The following is an 18,086-nucleotide window of genomic DNA, read 5'->3' as shown; positions in this document are numbered from 1 at the left end:
GGACCAGCCCTTGACGCGTCCCCTTCCGCTGGCGGGCGTGAAGGTGGTCGAGATCGGCCACAGCCTGTCGGCGCCCTATGCCGGCCATATTCTGGGCCAGCTTGGCGCGACCGTCACCAAGATCGAGAATGCGGGGGTGGGCGATCACGCCCGCGCATGGGGTTCGGTGCGCCATGGCGACGCGGCGATCATGTTCCACGCCGTCAATCTGGGCAAGGAGAGCGTCACCGCCGATCTTCGCGACAGCCGGTCGGTCGGGCAGATCGCGAATCTGATCCTGAGCGAAGCCGACATCGTCGTTCAGAATCTCAAGCGGGGCATCGTCGAGCGCGTCGGCCTGGACGCGGCGACGCTGCGCGCGGCCAAGCCCGCGCTCATCTATTGCAACATCACCGCTTTCGGCTCGACCGGGCCGTTGCGCGATCATCCCGGCTATGATCCGCTGATCCAGGCGGTGAGCGGCATGATGAGCCTGCTGGGCCGCGCCGGCGATCCCAGCATCCGCATTCCGATCTCGGTGAATGACATGGGCACGGGAATGTGGGCGTGCATGGGCATATTGTCCGCCTATATCGAGCGCTCGAAGACGGGCGTCGGCGCGACGATCGACACGTCCCTCTATGAAACCGCGCTCGCCTGGCAGACGGTCCAGATTTCGGACTATCTGAATTCCGGCGAAGCGCCCGAAAGGCATGGTTCGGGCAATGCCAACATCGTGCCCTATCAGACCTTCTTCTGCCGCAATGGCGAGGAGCTGATGATTTCGGCGGGCAACGACAAATTGTTTCGTTCGCTTTGCTCCGTGCTTGGCGCGCCCGAGCTGGGCGGCGACCCGCGTTTCGCCACCAACGACATGCGCGTCCGCAACCGAAGCGCGCTTCTTCCCATGCTGCAGGCCATGATCTGCGAACGCAACCGGCCGAATTTGGAGAAGGAGCTGGAGGCCGCCGGCGTTCCCTGCGGCCGGGTGAACAGCATCGATCAGGTGATGGGCAGCGCGCAGGTCAGCGCGCTGGGCATCATCGGCGCCACCTCCGGCAATGAGTTGAAGACGGTCGGCCTTCCGCTCGCCTTTGACAGTTGCCGCCCGCCGCTCGGCCGGCCCGGCCCCCGGCTGGGCGCGCACGATCCCCTGGAAACGCGGAGCCATCATGGCGCATGAACTCAGCTTCGACGGTCTGGAAACCGTCCGCCTCGATCATCCCGGCGATCATATGCTGCGCATCACGCTTGCAAGGGCGGGCCGCGGCAATTCGCTGAACACCAGGATGGGTGAGGAGCTTGTCCGGATCTTCGGCGCTCTGGAGGCGAAACCGTCCCTCTATCGGTGCATAATCCTGACGGCTGAAGGCGATCGAATCTTCTGCGCCGGCGCCGACCTCAAGGAACGCAACGGCATGGACGATGCGGCGTTTCAGGAACAGCATTATCTGTTCGAGCGGATGGTGCGCGCGATCAGCGACTGCCCGATCCCGACGATCGCGGTCGTCAATGGGGCGGCGCTTGCGGGCGGGCTGGAACTGATGCTCGGATGCGATTTCGCCTATGCCGCGGACCATGCCCGCTTCGGCTTTCCCGAAGTGATGCGGGGTATCATGCCCGGCGGCGGCGGCACGCAGCATCTGGCCCGGATCGTCGGCGCCCCCCGCGCCAAGGAACTCATCCTGAGCGGCGCCATTTTCGGGGCGGCCGAGGCGCTGGAATGGGGGCTGGTGAACAAGATCATGCCCGGCGCGGCCATCATGGCGGCCGCGCTGGAGACAGCGGCGACGATCTGCGCCAACGCGCCGATCGCGATCGCGCAAGCGAAGAAGTCGATTGGCTTTGGCCTGCAGATGGATTTGCGGACGGGGCTGTTCTTCGAGGTTGAGGCCTATAGCCGCCTGATCGGGACGGAAGACCGGCGCGAGGGGATCGCGGCCTTCAACGAGAAGCGCCCGCCGGTGTTTCAGGGGCGGTGAGCGCGATGGACCCTGTCGTCATTCGGCCTGTCGTCATTCGGGAAGTCGGGCTTAGGGACGGTCTTCAGATGCTGGCCGCCGGTCCGACGACCGGGCAGAAACAAGCCTGGATCGACGCCGAACGCGCGGCTGGACTGCGGGAGATGGAGGTCTGCTCCTTCGTGCCCGCGACGCTCATGCCGCAATTTGCCGACGCGGCCGACATCGTCCGCTACGCCCGGGGGGTTGAGGGATTGACGGTGACAGCGCTCGCGCCCAATCTCAGGGGCGCGCAGCTCGCCGCCGAAGCGGGCGTCGACAAGATCAACTTCGTCATCTCGGTGAGCGAAAGCCATAATCTGGCCAATGTCCGCCGCACGCCCCATGAATCGATTGGCCAATTGCGCGAGATCGTGGCGATGCTGGCAAGCCTTCCGCCGGATGGTCGCCCCGGGATCGATGTCGGATTGTCGACCGCGTTCGGCTGTTCGATCGAAGGCAGGGTCGATCCCGAGGCGACCCTCCGGCTGGCTGAAGAGGTCGCCGCCGCCGGCGTCGACGGCATCACCATAGCCGACACGGTGGGCTATGCCGATCCGATCGCGGTCGCCGGGTTGAGCGCGGCGATGCTGGAACGCTTTGCCGATTTGCCCATCGCCATCCACCTGCACGATACGCGTGGGCTGGCGCTTGCCAACGCCTTTTCAGCCTATCGGGCGGGCATCCGTATCTTCGATGGGTCGCTCGGCGGACTGGGCGGCTGTCCGCATGCGCCGGGGGCGACGGGCAATGTCGCGATCGAGGACCTCATATTCATGTTCGAGCTGATGGGGGTGGATACCGGGATCGATCTCGCCCGGCTGCTGGCTGCGCGATCGGCCGTCGCCGCGATGTTGCCGCCCGGCGCGCTTGGCGGCCAGCTCGCCCGCGCGGGCCTGCCCAAGACGATGCGCGTCGCGTCTTGATGTATGGCTGGAAAGTGAGATATGAAACGTTTCATAATTTGGTGAGGCGCGGTATCCCCGCCATGGGCCGTTTGGGAGAGATGACATGCTTGATTATAGTCTGAGCCTCGAAGAGCGGGCGGTCGCGGAGAAGAAGACCCGCGCACTGGTCGATCGCTTCATAGAGCGTGATGTGGCCGGGGATTTCGAAGCTTGCTACCGCATGCTCAATGCGGATGCGGTGTATACGCTTATAGGCGAATCCCCGGTATCGGGCACCTATTATGGCCCGGACGACACGATGGAGCGGCTGGCGCCCCTGCTCGTGCATTTCACGGTGCGTCCGCAGATGACGTTCTCGGAAATCATGATCGACGGCTATCGCGCCTTTTTGCGGGCGTCCAGCACCGGCGGCGCGGGCAAATATGGTCCCTATGCCCAGCCCTTCTACGGTTTCTACCTGCGTGTCGAGGGCGAGGGTTTTGCCGAGCTTGTCGAATTTCTGGACCCGCTTCAACTGGACGTCGCCTTGTTCGGAAAACGACTGGTAGACGCTTGACGAACGGCGCCTGGCGGTATCCGCTTCTGTCTCAATAAGGTGAACTTGCGATGGATGAGAGCAAATTGTTTCACGATGTCGTTCGCGAAAGGCGGTCCGTTCGCGCCTTTCTTCCGACGCCCGTGCCGGACGCGTTGATGCAGGCGGTGGTCGATGATGCGCGCCATGCCCCATCGAACGCCAATATCCAGCCCTGGTCGGTGCATATCGTCTCCGGCGCGAAGCGCGACGAGCTGAGCAAGGCGATGCTGGAGGCGGAGGCGGCGGGACGGCTGACGCCTGATTTTCCGTTTGGATATGATGAACTGTACGGCGTCTACAGCGACCGCCAGAAGGCCCAGGCCGCTGCATATTACGAAGCGCTGGGCGTCGCGCGCGAGGCGTTCGACGAGCGTCGCATGACGATGCTGCGGAATCTCGAATTCTTTGGTGCGCCGCATGCCTGCCTGCTGTTCATGCCGTCATTCTACGACAGCGTCCGGATCGCCGGCGATGTGGGCATGTATGCTCAGACATTCTTGCTTTCGCTTGCGGCCCACGGCCTGGGGGGCGTGCCCCAGACCTTGCTCGGCTTTTTCGCGGAAACGGCCCGCGAGGTGCTGGGCATCGATCCGTCGCTCAAGATGCTTTTCGGCATATCCTTCGGCTATCCCGACCTGGATTCGGCGGCCAGCCGTTACTGGATCGGCAAGACGGCCATTCAGGATCATGTCACTTTCCATAAATGAAACGTTTCATTGACACGCGCCGGCCTGTGTCCTAAGATACGAATCGATAATGAAGAGGTCGATTGCGCATAAAGCCCGAAAGATGTCGGGAAGTTCAGATCGGCCTCCAGGACCAGGATGGGAGAGATGGACGATAGCTGCGGAAAATCCATGCCATGGATATTTGTGAAGCAGAGAAATCTCTCTTCGTCGAAGATCGTTGAATAGCGCGACCTCAAAATATCCTGAAATCGCGGTGCGCGATGACGGAAGGGGCGTGTTCTGTACCTATATAAATTTTTCTGCCCGTGGCCGGGAGGACGTTTGTCCGGATCGGCCTGAATGGCGATCCGTTTCGAAACGGACCCGAGCCACAGCATCGAAAAGCGCGCGACGGCGACGAGACCGGCGCATCATAAGGAGGGGAAAGAGGATGATCGCAATGGTAAAATGGCATATCGCGGCGGCCAAGGCACTGGCGGGGGTTTCCGCCGTGGCGTTGGCGGCCGGGGCGGCGCAGGCGCAGGAAGCTCCCCAGGCGGCGGGCGCGGACCAGGTCGCGGGCGGCGGCTCATCGGTTGGCGACATTGTCGTGACGGCGCGCAAGCGTTCCGAAAGCCTTCGCGACGTTCCCGTGGCGATCACCGCCTTGAGCGGCGAGACTTTGCAGCGGCAGAATATCACGCAGATGATCGACATCGGCAAGATCACGCCCAGCTTCAACTACACCTATGGCGCCGCGAACAGCGTGGCGGTCATCCGCGGGTTCGGGTCGGGCGGCAATGCGGGTTTCGAACAGGCCGTCGGTAAATTCGTCGACAACGTCTCCTATGGCCGCGACCAGGAAGCCCGCATTCCGATCTTCGATGTCGAGCGGGTGGAAGTGCTGAAGGGGCCGCAGGTGCTGACGTTCGGCAACAGCGCCACGGCCGGCGCGCTCAATATCTCGACCAAGAAGCCCGGCGACGAATTCGAGGCTGACGGTTCGATCGGCTACGAATTTTATGGCCGCGAATTTCAGGCGCAGACCGGCGTCACCGTTCCGCTCAGCGAGGGCATGAGCTTGCGCGTGGCGGGGCTTTTCCAGAATCTGGACCGGGGACGATATGACAATCCGGTCAAGGGCGAACGCGAACCCGAAACGCGCAACTATGCGATACGTCCGTCGCTGCGGCTGCAGCCGGTCGACGGGCTGGACATCGTGCTGCGCGCCGAGCTTGACCGGATCAAGGACCGCGGCAACACGCTGGTGCCGACCAACCAGCCGCTGGTGGGCAATACCTCGCTCTATCCCGTGGTGGGCGACAAGGACACGCGCTACGTCAACACCAATGTCGCGCCGTTCTTCACCGACGAATTGGCGGAGCTGGAAGCGCAACTTTATCAGGCCGACATCAATTACGACATTGCGGGCGGGACGCTGACCTCGACCACGGCATGGCGGAAGAGCGACGGTGTCGTGATATACGGCACCGACGGCATCAACCACAGTCCCGCATTCGTGAACGGGCAATGGACCCACTATAAGCAGTTCAGCCAGGAACTGCGCTTTGGCGGCACTTTCGGCAAGCTGGACGCCACCGTCGGCGGCTATTATCAGCGCGACACCCTGGCGATCGACGCGAACCAGGAACTGAATCTGGGCGCCCTGGGGCTTACCGGAACCGCGGCGACGCCTTTCTCGCGGAACTTCACCTTCGATCAGAAGAACCGGGTCTTTTCGGCTTTCGTGGATCTCACCTACCATCTGACCGATCAGTTGAGCCTGTCCGGCGGCGTCCGCTATTCCGACACGCGGAAGAAGGCCGGGCAGAGCATGTTCGCGGCGCGCATCATTCCGAACATCGATCTTGACACCTCGCGCGCCGCGCTGCTGGCCGCGCGCGACCCCTCGCTGGACGGAGTCCTTGCGGCGGTGCTCGGCGGAATCCAGCACGCCTTCCCCATGGGCACCTTCCATCTGGTCGACCGCCAGTGGCAGCCGCAGGCGATCGTGCAGTATAAATTCTCCCCCAATAACATGGCCTATGTGAAATATGTGAAGGGGGCCAAGGTCGGCGGTTTCGACTATACCTATACCACCAGCCCGGCCAATGACGGGTTCGGGTCCGAAAAGGCATGGATGGTCGAGGCCGGGATAAAGGGACTTCTGCTCGACAACCGCCTCGATTATTCGATCGCGGTGTTCCGCGAGGAATTTAACGGCCTGCAGCAATCGGTGCGGCAGGGCTTCAACCTGGTCGTGTCGAACATCGGCAAGGCGCGGTCGCAGGGCGTCGAGCTGGACCTCAATTATCGGGTTACCGACAATTTGCGGCTGGGCTTCAACGGCGCCTATCTGGACGCCAAATATATTTCCTTCGTGGGGGCAGCCTGCAACACGCTGCAAAATGCGCGGCTGGCGCCCGGCTGTGTCGGCGGCGCGCAGGATCTTTCCGGGACGCCGACGCCCTATTCGTCCAAATGGACGGGCTCCTTCAATGTCGAATATGTGCAGCCGGTCGGGAACGGCAATCAGATCGCGGCCGGCGCGTCCGTCTTTGCGCGCACCAAATATAATGCGGGATCGTTCAACGATCCGCGCATGGTGCAGAACGGTTATGCCCAACTGGACGCGCATATCGATTTCGGGCCGGAGGATGGCCGCTGGGCGATGTCGCTGTTCGGCCGGAATCTGACTGACAAGCGGCTGCTGGAAGTCGACTATACGGGCGTGGGGTCTTCGACGTCGACGTTCGGCTCCTATTCGCGCGGCCGGCAGATCGGCCTGAAGCTGCGATATAATATCCAGTGACGTTCAAGGGTAGCCGGCTTGCCGTCGTGCAGCCTGTCGCCCTTCAGTGACGTTATGAGCGGGCAGGTGAAGGAGGAACGGGTTTGGAAGCCAGCAGCGCATCGCTTGCACCGGACAACAGGGTCATGGGCGGAGCCGCGGCGGAACGGAATGCGGTCGACGGTCCCTATGCCCGTTATGTCCTGATGGTGCTTGTCGGAGTCTATACCCTGACCTGGATGGACCGCACCATCCTCTCGATCCTGGCCGAAGACATCAAGGCGCATTTCGGGCTCAGCGACGCGGAGCTTGGTTTCCTGCACGGAACCGCTTTCGGCGTCTTCTATGCCCTGTTCGGTTTTCCGTTCGGCCGTCTGGCGGACCGATGGAAGCGGGTGCGCTTATTGTCCATCTGCATCTCGATCTGGTCGATGATGACGGTGTTTTGCGGATTGGCCGGCAGCATCGGCCAGTTGGTCGCCGCCCGCATCGGCGTCGGCATTGGGGAGGCGTCCGCCGTTCCTTCCGCCTATTCGCTTTTATCCGACTGGTTCTCTCGCGGGCGGCGCGGGACGGCGCTGGGCATCTTCAGCACCGGCTTCTATCTCGGTCAGGGCCTGGCGTTCGCGATCGGGGGGCTGGTCGTGGCTTCGTGGCTCTCGTCCTTCGGGGAGGCCGGACCCTTCGGCCTGCGGGGATGGCAGACGGCCTTCATGGTCGTCGGTCTTCCGGGCCTGCTGATCGCGATCCTCGTCTCGACCCTGCGCGAACCGAGGAGGGGGTTGTCCGACGGCACTTATCCTCCGGCGGAAAAGGACATCTGGCTGCGCCTGTTCGACGATATTGCCAGCGTCATTCCTCCTTTCACCTTTTACCAGGCTGCCCGCACCGGTCCGAAAGTCCTTGCGGTCAACATCGCGGCGGCCCTGATCGTGGCGTCGGCGGCATGGGGGCTGATCGCCGCTTCGGGCGACAGGATGCAATGGATCGCGATCGCCATCGGATGGTATGCCGCCTTCACCGCCGCCCAGATGCTGCGGGCGCGCGATCCCGCGACCTTTGCGCTGACGTGGAAGGCGCCGGCCTTTCTCTACACGACGATCGGCTTCGGCTTCTCCTCCATGCTGGTGCTGAACATGGGCTTCTGGACGGCTCCTCTGGCTTTGCGTTCGCTGCCGGTCGACAAGGCGACGGTGGGCATGGTTCTGGGCGCTTCGGCGGCCATTTGCGGCATGGCGGGCGTCTTCGTCGGCGGCCGCCTGTCGGACATCATGTTGCGTCGGCACGCGGCGGGGCGAATCCATGTCGGCATCGCGTCCACGGTGATCCCGGTTCCCTTCGTGATCGGCATGTGCCTGACGCACAATCCCTGGATCTTCTTCCTTCTGAACCTTCCCGTCATATTCGTCGGCATCATGTGGATGGCGGCCGGCGCCGCCACCATTCAGGAAATCGTCTTGCCGCGCATGCGCGGAACGGCGTCGGTCACCTATATCCTTGTCAGCACGCTCGTGGGTTCGGCCTTGGGCCCCTATCTGGTCGGCAAGGTTTCCGCCGCGCAGGGCAGTTTGGCCACCGGGCTGATGGCGGGCCTGCTGGCGGTGCCGATCGCGGTGGCCGCCCTGTGGATGGCGGCCCGGCACGTCCAGTCGGCGGAGGCGACGAAGGTCGAGCGGGCGCGGGCAGCGGGCGAAGCGGTCGAGCAGGAGCCCGTCGGCGTTGCGGCTCATGCAGAGCATCGGCAATTCGAAAGGCAGCTATCGTGATCAATCTGGCAAGCGACCATCTTCGCAGGGCGGCCCAATCCTTTCCGCAGGGGGTGGCGATCGTCGACGGCGATCGCAAAATCCTCTGGTCGGATTTCGATCGGGCCGTGGAGCGTCTGGCGCGGCGGCTCACCACCGCCGGACTCGCGCCGGGGCAGAGCGTGCTCATCATGAGCGGCAATTGCGCGGAGTTCCTGATACTCAGCTTCGCCGTGTGGCGCGCGGGCGGCGTGATGGCGGTCGTCCACGCTTCTACGGGGCCCAATGAGCTCGACTATGCGCTGACCAATGCCGAGCCGCATTTCCTGTTTGCGGAAGGGGAGAGCCAGACCGCTGCGGCGGCCGCCGTCAGCAGGACAGGCTCGCGCACGGAAATCTTCGATCTTGTCTGCAACGCGGAACTCATCCCCCACATCGCGCCGTTCGCCGGGGATTTGCCGCAGGTCGATTGCGACGCGGTCGGCGTCATCGGCTATACCTCCGGGACGACGGGCGTGCCCAAGCCGGTTGCGCATTCGCACCGCTCGATCGCGGAGGGAACGGATGGTGTGGCGGACATCTGGCGGATCGACGCTGCCGACACGATCCTGGTCGCCGTGCCGCTTTCCTGGATGATGGGGCTTGTCATCCTCTCGCTGACCGCCACCACCCGCGCCGCCAGAATCCATCTGATGCGCGAATTTTCCCCGGATGGCGTGCTGGACGCGATGCTGGGACATGGCATCACCTTCTTCGCGGGGTCGACCAGCATGTATGTGAAGATCGCCAATGCCTGGCACCGGCGCGACGCGGTGGCGGACTTCCATCTGCGCTGCTGCATTTCCGGCGGAGAGGCGCGCAACGAAGCCGTTTTCGAGGATTGGTGCCGCATCACCGGAACGCCCGTGCTGGATGCCTATGCGGCGTTCGAATGCTGGCCCCTTGTCATGAACGACCCGGCGGGCGTTCCCCCGCCGACCGGATCGGCCGGGAAGATCGCGCCGGGCGCGCGGATGCGCTTCCTCGGGCCGGACGGGCGGGAAGTCGCGCCGGGCGAAGTGGGCGAGGCGCAGGGGCGCGGGCCGGCGATGATGATGGGCTATTGGAAGGAGCCCGATCTCACCGGAAAGGCGATCACGCCGGACGGCTGGTATCGCACGGGCGATTATGCCCGCATCGACGAGCATGGCTATGTCTATGTCCTGGGCCGCGCCAGCGACCTCATCAACCGGGACGGAAGGCCGATCTACGCGGCCGAGGTCGAGCAGGTCTTGAGTGAACTGGATTATGTGGCGCAGGCGGCCGTGGTCGGCCTTCCCGACGCGGATCACGGCCAGATGGTGGCGGCGGCCATCGTGCCGATGCCGGGCGCCGCGCCCAGCGAAGCGGCGATCCTGGAGCATTGCGCGGCCCGGCTGGCGGCGGTCAAGGTGCCCGGCATGATCCGGATAGTCGAGGCGCTGCCGCATAACATGTCGGGCAAGGTTTTGCGGCGGGAGGTGATTCCGATGCTGTTGCGCATGCGCGAAGCCGAGGACGCATGAAGACGATCAACGTCCAAATGGGATGGAAATATGAGCTCTGATCTTTCGACCAAATCCATCATCGTCACCGGTTCTGGGCGCGGCATCGGCCGGGCGATGGCGCGGGCGCTGGCCGCCGACGGCGCGCAATTGACGATTGCGGACATCGATCATGTCGCCGCGTCCGCCGTCGCCGCCGAGATTGAGGCAGCAGGCGGCCGGGCGATCGCCGTGAAGGTGGACGTGACCGACCGGGCGAGCGTGCGCGCCATGATTGCGCGGGCCGTCGCTCAATTCGGCAGGCTCGACGTCATGTTCAACAATGCCGGCACCGCTCAGGGAAAGCCTTTCCTCTCGATTACCGAGGAGGATTGGCACAGGATGATGACGGTGAACGGCCTGAGCGTGCTGATATGCATGCAGGAGGCCGCGGCCCGGATGATCGAGCAGGGGCAGGGCGGAAAGATCGTCAACACGGGGTCGATCGCCTCGAAACAATGTCATGAGCCGCTGGTCCATTATGGCGCCAGCAAATTCGCCGTGGCCGCCTTGACCCAGGGCGGGGCGCGCGCGTTCGGACAGCATGGGATCACCGTCAACGCCATCGGCCCCGGTGTCGTGAAGACGGACCTTTGGGATAGCATAGAGGGGGATTTCCGCGCCGAGGGGCTAACCCGGGAGCGTGACGAGGCGATGGACAATCTCATTCCCCAGATCACGCTGGGCCGCGCGTCGGTTCCCGAAGATCTGGCCGGAGTGGCGCGGTTCCTCGCCTCTTCCGGCTCCGACTATATGACCGGGCAATGCCTGATGGTCGACGGCGGTTTCGTCTTTCTGTGAGGCAGGCTGGCCTGTTGCGCGGCCGCACAGGGACGAACAAGCCGCATTTCGGGAGGCGACCCGCACGCTGTCGCGCTGGGCTTTGCCAGGCCGACCGTCGGGGGAAAGCGCTTTCCGGGCGCGATGAGATACAGCTTTAGCAAGGAGAACTGATTATGGCGGAATCCACCTTTGCCTCCCGCATGGGGCCGCTCGGTGTCTTTGCCTTCACGGATTTGATGCCCGCCGCCGAAGCGGCGAAATTCGCGCAGCGCGTTGAAAATTGGGGCTATCGAACACTCTGGGTGCCGGACGTGTCCGCCGGGCGCGACAGCCTGGTCCATTCCTCCTGGATGCTGGCGAACACGCGGGAACTGAACATGGTGACCGGCATCGTCAACATCTACGGCCGCGATCATGTCTCGATGAGGGGCGCCCAGATCGCCCTGGCCGAACAATCCGGCAACCGCTTCCTCCTTGGCCTTGGCGTCTCGCATCCCGAACTGGTGGAGGAATTGCGCGGCGAGACCTACAGCAGGAAGCCGGTCGCCACGATGAAGGCCTATCTGGAAGCCATGGAACGCTTCAGAATGGATTCGACCGTCTTGCCCAGCGAACGGCCGCTGACCGTCCTGGCGGCGCTTGGCCCCAAGATGATCGAGCTTTCGGCGTCCCATGCCGACGGCGCCTACACCAATAATTCGCCGCCCGCCCATACCGCCATGGCCCGCGCCATATTGGGACCGGACAAGCTGCTGTGCGTCAACCTTCTGGTTTCGCTGGAAAGCGATCCCGATGAAGCGCGCGCCACCGGGCGCCGGGCTTTGGCCTGGAACCTAACCTTTCCCAATTATCGCAACAATTGGAAGCGGCTGGGCTTTGACGATGATGATTTCACGGACGGCGGATCGGACCGGCTGATCGACGCGATCGTCGCCTGGGGCGATGAACGGACCATCCGCGCCCGGATTCAGGAACATTGGGACGCTGGCGCGGACCATGTCTGCATCTTCGGCCTGAACCCGGCGGGCGCCTATGAAAATCCGGAAGAGGCGCCTTTGGCGCTGCTCGCGCCGGCAAGATAGGCGGAGGACCGCAGGCGACCTTACGCCCGCGGCAAAAGCGCGCGCCAACCATGGAGAATAACGTGCCGCCATTGCGTGAACGCCGGCAGGAGCAGCATCGCCGGTCCAAAAACAAGCCAGGGGAGGGGAAGGCATGATCGAAGGCCTCATGCAGCGGACTCCCCTGATGATCGGGGACATATTACGCCATTGCGCCACCGCGCACGGCGACCGGGAGATCGTCTCGCGTCTCGTCGGGGAACCGGCCTGGCGCTATGACAATCGCGGACTGCGCCGCCGCGCGGGCCAGGCTGTGCTGGCGCTGGCGCGGCGCGGCATCCAGCCCGGCGACCGGGTCGCCTCGCTGGCTTGGAACACCCATCGGCATCTTGAGCTGTTCTACGCGGTTCCCGGCATGGGCGCCGTTCTGCACACGGTAAACCCGCGCTTCTCCGACGATCAGATCGTCTACACGATCAACCATGCGGGCAGCCGCCTTCTTTTCGTCGACAGGAGCTTCCTGCCGCTGATCCACAGGCTGCGCGACCGGATTCCGGCGGTGGAGGCGGTCATATTGCTCGCCAGCGCCCCGGATGAGGGGTTTGAGAGCTATGAGGAACTGATCGCGGGCGAAGCGGACGGCTATGATTGGCCGAGCTTCGACGAGAACAGCGCCGCCGTCCTATGCTATACGTCAGGGACCACCGGGGATCCGAAGGGCGTTCTCTACAGCCATCGGTCAATCGTGCTCCATGCGCTCGCCAACGGCCTTCCGGGCGCGCTTGGCCTTTCGGCCTTCGACTGCATCATGCCATGCGTGCCGATGTACCATGCGACGGCATGGGGCATGCCCTATATGGCGGCGATCAACGGCTGCAAGCTTGCCTTGCCCTGCGACCGCATGGATGGGGAGAGCCTCCATTCCCTCATCAGGGACGAAGGCGTGACCTTCTCCGGCGGGGTGCCGACGGTCTGGACCATGTATCTGGACCATCTGGCGCGCACCGGCGAGGATAGCGGCACCCTGGACCGCATCATGATCGGCGGCTCCGCGGTTCCGCGCGCCATGGCGGAGACGTTCGAGCGTCGCCATGGCGTCAAGGTCCGCCAGGTATGGGGCATGACCGAACTGAGCCCGCTGGGCGTCATATCGACTCCGACTCCGCAGATCACGCATCTGGGTCAGGAAGCGGAAGAAGAGATACTCTGGACCCGCCAGGGCCGCGTGCAGTTCGGCGTCGAACTGCGCATCGTCGGAGAGGATGGGGCGGCGCTGCCGCATGACGGCGCCACGCCTGGTGGGTTGCAGGCTAGAGGGCCGTGGACCGTGCAGCGCTATTTCCGAAGCGAGAAGGACGCCACATCCGACGACCGCTGGTTCGACACCGGGGACATCGCCACGATCGATGAGCATGGCTTCCTGCGGATCACCGACCGCAGCAAGGATGTGATCAAATCGGGCGGCGAGTGGATCAGTTCGATCGACATAGAGAATGTCGCGGCCGCCTGTGCCGGGGTGAAGGTCGCCGCGGTCATCGGCGTCCGTCATCCCCAATGGGAGGAGCGTCCGATCCTCATCATAGAGGGACATGACGGCGCGCAACTTCAGCAGCAGGTCATCCTGGATCATCTGGCGTCGCAAATCGCCAAATGGTGGATGCCCGACAAGGTCATATTCGCTCCCGTCCCCCTGACGGCAACGGGAAAGATCGACAAGAAACGGCTGAGGGAAAGATTTGCCGACGAGCTGTCGCGGATATGAGCGATGTTTCGCGTGATAAGGATGGGTCAGTAGGGGCCGTGCGCGCCCGGCAGGTGAAGGTGGCAACCCCCGCCTGCTACGATGGATCAGCGCCCGGATCTCGGATTGCGGTAGCGCCAAGATGGTGCGCTGATCAGTAAGAAGGCCGGAGCTTGCATCTAGGACGGCTTGTTCGAGCTCTGGCGCCGGGAGCCGAAGCGCAGGAATTTTGGCCACTGCATCCTCTGCGGGCAGTGTCATGCTAGACACATGATAGCGGCAGCGCCGCTGCTGCTTGACCGCGTGGCTGGGCGATATCGGCCGGTCAGCATGATCCTGAATCATGCTGGTTAGGAGGCTGCTATGCGGACTATTGCCAAGATCACGCTTCGTTCCGATGCCAGCCTGCCGCTTCGCCTGCACCGCATCTCATAGATCTGCCGATATAGATGGGGTTGGAGAGGACATGGTAGAGCGGTCCCCGGACAAAGGGCTATCAGCGGCAGCTGAATGCCGGCGCCGAGAAACCACATAACTTGCCGGCCGCATGGAAAAGCGCCGCGCAAAATCATCCATCGTTATTTCGGTGCCCCCGCCTTCCTCGCTCATCTTCTGGATGATTGTCCAGTCATCTGGTGGGCGCCAGAGGGGTTTGTCGTTTTCTGGCGTAAAACCGGGGAAAGACGCATTGGTCTCAGATAATGTTCGACATAATGTTCCTGCTTTGCGAATCCGCGAAAACGAACATGAACGGCCATCTTTTCGACGGCCCTACGGCATCGTCCATTCTTATCCCATAAACTGCTGTTTGCACCGGGGTTGTCTGTAAACTATTGACCGGTCGGATAGCTGGAGCATGATTTGGCTAGTCCCGAGATGCACAACTGTGAGCTCCGCGTCCCTCAAGCATCACCCGACTATGCGCAGAAAAATCCAGTAATCGCCATTTGGGGCCTTTTCCTCCGCGAGTAGGCGTTAAACTATTGACGTTGTTATATGATTGTTTAACGCATGCCCGGAATAGGGGGCATCATGCGAAACAAAATCACGGCCGTAACGCTATTTTTGCTGCTCGGCGGGTGTGGAGGCGGCGGGGTTGGCAATATGCCTGCGCCCCCTCCGTCTACCAACAATATGATCACGGACCTGAAAGTCAGCCAGGCTTTCCAGAATGATGCTGCGGGTATGAAGCTTGGACTCGACCTCGCCACCAGTACGGAAATCAGCGGGCAAATCCGTCCAAACAGTCTCACAGTGAATTATGACGCTGGTACCAAAAGCTATAGCGTGAGTGCTGATGGGTGGAGCCAACGCTTCGCACCCGAAAACATCCAGTCCAATGCCAACGGTGAGACTATCTATCAGAAGACCGGCGGTACGGATCGCAGCTATCTGACGATAGCCACGACGCCTTATACCAACAGCAAGTCGAACCAATATGTCGGCTTGGCATTCTGGCAGGAAAATGCCGTGTCCGGGACGCGCCAGGACATGGATTTCTATATCTTCACCTATGGTTTGCCCACTTCTGCCGCGACCGTGCCGCGAAGCGGCGTGGCGGGTTTCAGGACCGATACATTCGGCGCGGTTTCGACGCCCGGACAGGAGCCACGCTCTTTTCAGGGCCAAGGCGACTTCAGCGTCGATTTTGCTGCGGGCGTGTTCGCAACCCACAGCTATCTCAACGAGACGACTCTCGTAACGGACCAGGGTGTGTCCGGCGGTGGAATCGAGTTCACCGGGGCGGGACATCTCTCGTCGAGCAGCGGAACCTTTTCGGGCAATGCGCTATATGAGGGCTGGTTTGGATCGGCCGCCGGTCCTCTCGCCGGGCGCTTCTATGGCCCCAATGGAGAGGAACTGGGTGGCGCCTTTTCGGGGGCGAACGGGAACGGTATGACCGTCGCGGGGGGCTTCACCGGCCAGCGCGACGCAACCGTCCAGGCTCAGAATTTGACGCTGATCAATCTTACCAGTTCGCAACATTTCTATGTCCAGTATCTCAACAACCTTGTTGGTGGGCTAAACCAGCAGAATGCCGAGACTCTCAGCTTTGGACCGCCCACCTCCGATCTGTATGGCGGGCAGTTCACCATCAATGACAAGGTGGCGGGCATCGATCCCAATTTCACGGAATATCGCAAGACGTTCAGCAGCAGCTATGATTCGCAGGACGTGACCCTGAAGCTCTACAAGCCAGGCGGCGGCAACAGCGAACTGGCACTCACCTATGCGAGCTTCGTTCATTATTCGACCACTGTGCCGTTTGGCACAGGACGGCAGCGCGTTGATCAATATGGCGCCTATGGGCTGGGGACGCCGTCGGGATTGCTCGCGGGCAAGACCGGCACGGGCAGCTATCGCGGCATCCTCTATGGGACCGGTCGACAATATCCGTCCAACATCTTCTACGACGTGAAGGGGACTTCCCAATTTGCCGTCGACTTTGGCGCACAGAGCTACACCGGCGCGCTCGCGATGAAGGGCACCCCCTCGGACGGGAGCGGGGTGATCGACTTCGGCAGCTATGACGTGGCAGGACGGCTGACCAACACAGGCGTCACGGGCGTGTTGACACGCGCGGGTGTCGAGACGGGCCAGTTCGCCCCTCGCTTTTATGGCCCCGATGGCGAGGAAATCGTTGCGCCCTTCTCGGTGACGGCGCCCACCGGCGCGGCAGGCGCCGGGATCACGATCCAGGGTGTTGCGGCTGCGAAGCGGCAGTGATCCGACATTTTGGGCTGGCGCTCGCGCTGGCGGTCGCTGCTCCGGCGGTGTCCGCGCGGGCGCAGACGCATATCGACCATCTTTCCGCCGTCGATCTATTCGGCTTGGCTGATCGTGCGCGAGCCGCAGGCCAGATCGACGACGCGGCAACCTTTTACGACGCGCTCGCCAGAGACCCGGATATGCAGGTTCGCGCGGAGGCGCGGTTTCGCAAGGGGATGATGTTCGCTGACGCCGAGCGTTGGCAGGACGCGGCCATTGCATTCCGCGCTCTGCTCGACGAGCAACCCAACGCGCCCCGCGTCCGGTTGGAGCTTGCACGCGCTCTGGCGGCAATCGGCGATGATGGGGGCGCCCGGAGACAGATACGCCAGGCCCAGGCCGCGGGGCTGCCGCCTGAAGTGGCCGTAACTGTCGGCCGATTCGATCGCGCGCTGCGTTCGCGCAAGCCATGGGGCGGCACATTTGAACTCGCGTTGGCTCCCGATTCCAATATCAATCGAGCAACTCAGGCGCGTGTACTCGATACGATCATCGCGCCCCTCACACTTTCCGAGGATGCGCGCGCGCAATCCGGGCTTGGCGTGCGTCTTGCTGGCCAAGCCTATACACGTATCGGCCTCGCCAAGGATCTCGCGCTCGTGCCAAGGCTCGCCGGACTTGTGAATTTGTACCGCAATCATGAATTCAACGATGTGTCCGGGTCGGCTCTGATCGGGATCGAATGGTTGCATGGGCGCGATCGGTTGAGTGTTTCGGCAGGTCCGACCCGGCGCTGGTATGGGGGACAGCGCTATGCAGATACTGACGCCGTGACCATCGACTGGCTGCATGGACTGGGCCGGACCTCGCAGCTTGTCGCCACGGCGAGCGTGAGTGACGTCACCTATGCACGCAATAATTTGCAGGACGGAACCATCTACGATCTGGGCCTGTCGTTCGAGCGAGCCCTGTCGGCACGTGCGGGAGCCAGCGTAACATTCTCTGGAACGCGCCAAACTGCGCGTGATCCGGGCTATGCCACTGCGGCGGGCGGGTTGACGTTGACCGGCTGGCGGGAGGCTGGACATACTACTCTGTTTGTTTCGACTGGCATCAGGCGAACTGAGGCCGATGCCGCGCTATTCCTGTTTGGGGCACGTCGGCAAGAATGGCTGATGAGCGCCCGTACCGGCGCGACGTTCCGTCGCCTGGCCTATCGTGGTTTCGCGCCGTACGTCCGGCTCGCCTATGAACGCAATATCTCCACGACAGCCCTCTATGAATATCGCCGCGCCGCCACTGAAATCGGGATCACCCGAGCGTTCTAGAGGTTCGGTAGCTTGCACCATAACTGATCGACAAAAGGTCCGCATTTAACCAGTTAAGGAGGTAGACTTTTGCGAAAGCAAAGGGTCGGCACCTGGGGAATGAAAATCGAAGACTGGGTCGCGTCCGTCAATGTGGTGTAGAATTGGGTGTGGCCAGCGGGCTGCATTTTCAGGCGGCCTTGGGTGTAATCTGTAGCGGCTGTGCCTCCTCGATCATTGGTGTAGCAAGGGCGG

At 62.7% G+C, this 18,086-nt stretch carries 13 protein-coding genes; all 13 read left to right on the top strand.

From position 1 onward, the window contains the following. Positions 1–10: 10 nt before the first annotated feature. The 13 genes from A8G00_RS04515 to A8G00_RS04450 all read left to right on the top strand — a co-directional run bounded on the left by A8G00_RS04515 (position 11) and on the right by A8G00_RS04450 (position 17,852). The gene (locus A8G00_RS04515) at positions 11–1,162 is read left to right on the top strand and encodes a CaiB/BaiF CoA-transferase family protein (protein WP_172451779.1); all 1,152 of its coding nucleotides are present in this window, start codon (positions 11–13) and stop codon (positions 1,160–1,162) included. Beyond that, entirely contained in the window at positions 1,152–1,961 is an 810-nt protein-coding gene (locus A8G00_RS04510; protein WP_025547197.1) for an enoyl-CoA hydratase/isomerase family protein, read from the top strand. The genes A8G00_RS04515 and A8G00_RS04510 overlap by 11 nt, the downstream gene beginning before the upstream one ends. 5 nt (positions 1,962–1,966) lie before the next feature. After that, on the top strand, positions 1,967–2,905 hold the full coding sequence (locus A8G00_RS04505; RefSeq protein WP_025547199.1) for a hydroxymethylglutaryl-CoA lyase: 939 nt from the start codon (positions 1,967–1,969) through the stop codon (positions 2,903–2,905). A gap of 85 nt (positions 2,906–2,990) precedes the next feature. Beyond that, positions 2,991–3,443, top strand: a complete 453-nt coding sequence (locus A8G00_RS04500; protein ID WP_025547200.1) for a nuclear transport factor 2 family protein — start codon at positions 2,991–2,993, stop codon at positions 3,441–3,443. A 50-nt stretch (positions 3,444–3,493) separates the two neighbouring features. Further along, positions 3,494–4,171, top strand: coding sequence for a nitroreductase (locus tag A8G00_RS04495; RefSeq protein WP_099186187.1), 678 nt, complete (start codon positions 3,494–3,496; stop codon positions 4,169–4,171). A gap of 412 nt (positions 4,172–4,583) precedes the next feature. After that, positions 4,584–6,944 carry a TonB-dependent receptor gene (locus A8G00_RS04490; protein ID WP_103000165.1) on the top strand — a complete coding sequence of 787 codons (2,361 nt, stop codon included), beginning with the start codon at positions 4,584–4,586 and terminating at the stop codon, positions 6,942–6,944. A gap of 125 nt (positions 6,945–7,069) precedes the next feature. Continuing rightward, a complete protein-coding gene (locus A8G00_RS04485) occupies positions 7,070–8,689 on the top strand; it encodes an MFS transporter (protein WP_146032563.1) in 1,620 nt (539 codons plus the stop codon). Next, on the top strand, positions 8,686–10,212 hold the full coding sequence (locus tag A8G00_RS04480) for a class I adenylate-forming enzyme family protein (protein WP_172451776.1): 1,527 nt from the start codon (positions 8,686–8,688) through the stop codon (positions 10,210–10,212). The genes A8G00_RS04485 and A8G00_RS04480 overlap by 4 nt, the downstream gene beginning before the upstream one ends. 30 nt (positions 10,213–10,242) lie before the next feature. Then, positions 10,243–11,031: an SDR family NAD(P)-dependent oxidoreductase gene (locus A8G00_RS04470; protein WP_103000162.1), complete on the top strand. Its 789-nt coding sequence runs from the start codon at positions 10,243–10,245 to the stop codon at positions 11,029–11,031. Between the two features lie 155 nt (positions 11,032–11,186). Then, on the top strand, positions 11,187–12,095 hold the full coding sequence (locus tag A8G00_RS04465) for a TIGR03620 family F420-dependent LLM class oxidoreductase (protein ID WP_025547208.1): 909 nt from the start codon (positions 11,187–11,189) through the stop codon (positions 12,093–12,095). 133 nt (positions 12,096–12,228) lie between these two features. Then, on the top strand, positions 12,229–13,836 hold the full coding sequence (locus tag A8G00_RS04460; protein ID WP_025547209.1) for a long-chain fatty acid--CoA ligase: 1,608 nt from the start codon (positions 12,229–12,231) through the stop codon (positions 13,834–13,836). A gap of 1,266 nt (positions 13,837–15,102) precedes the next feature. Next, on the top strand, positions 15,103–16,542 hold the full coding sequence (locus A8G00_RS04455; protein ID WP_146032561.1) for a transferrin-binding protein-like solute binding protein: 1,440 nt from the start codon (positions 15,103–15,105) through the stop codon (positions 16,540–16,542). Continuing rightward, complete coding sequence (locus A8G00_RS04450; RefSeq protein WP_103000160.1) at positions 16,539–17,852, top strand: surface lipoprotein assembly modifier; 1,314 nt, start codon at positions 16,539–16,541, stop codon at positions 17,850–17,852. Before A8G00_RS04455 ends, A8G00_RS04450 begins: the two co-directional genes overlap by 4 nt. The last annotated feature ends 234 nt before the right edge of the window (positions 17,853–18,086 follow it).

This window comes from Sphingobium sp. SA916, from assembly GCF_002894065.1.
Lineage (GTDB): Bacteria > Pseudomonadota > Alphaproteobacteria > Sphingomonadales > Sphingomonadaceae > Sphingobium > Sphingobium fuliginis.
Note: the sequence above shows the minus strand (reverse complement) of the source record. Positions and strands in the feature narration are given on the sequence as shown.

Coding starts and splice junctions, on each gene's coding strand:
- A8G00_RS04465 (WP_025547208.1), top strand. CDS start 11,187: ATGGCGGAATCCACCTTTGCCTCCCGCATGGGGCCGCTCGGTGTCTTT.
- A8G00_RS04460 (WP_025547209.1), top strand. CDS start 12,229: ATGATCGAAGGCCTCATGCAGCGGACTCCCCTGATGATCGGGGACATA.
- A8G00_RS04485 (WP_146032563.1), top strand. CDS start 7,070: ATGGGCGGAGCCGCGGCGGAACGGAATGCGGTCGACGGTCCCTATGCC.
- A8G00_RS04490 (WP_103000165.1), top strand. CDS start 4,584: ATGATCGCAATGGTAAAATGGCATATCGCGGCGGCCAAGGCACTGGCG.
- A8G00_RS04470 (WP_103000162.1), top strand. CDS start 10,243: ATGAGCTCTGATCTTTCGACCAAATCCATCATCGTCACCGGTTCTGGG.
- A8G00_RS04495 (WP_099186187.1), top strand. CDS start 3,494: ATGGATGAGAGCAAATTGTTTCACGATGTCGTTCGCGAAAGGCGGTCC.
- A8G00_RS04510 (WP_025547197.1), top strand. CDS start 1,152: ATGGCGCATGAACTCAGCTTCGACGGTCTGGAAACCGTCCGCCTCGAT.
- A8G00_RS04505 (WP_025547199.1), top strand. CDS start 1,967: ATGGACCCTGTCGTCATTCGGCCTGTCGTCATTCGGGAAGTCGGGCTT.
- A8G00_RS04500 (WP_025547200.1), top strand. CDS start 2,991: ATGCTTGATTATAGTCTGAGCCTCGAAGAGCGGGCGGTCGCGGAGAAG.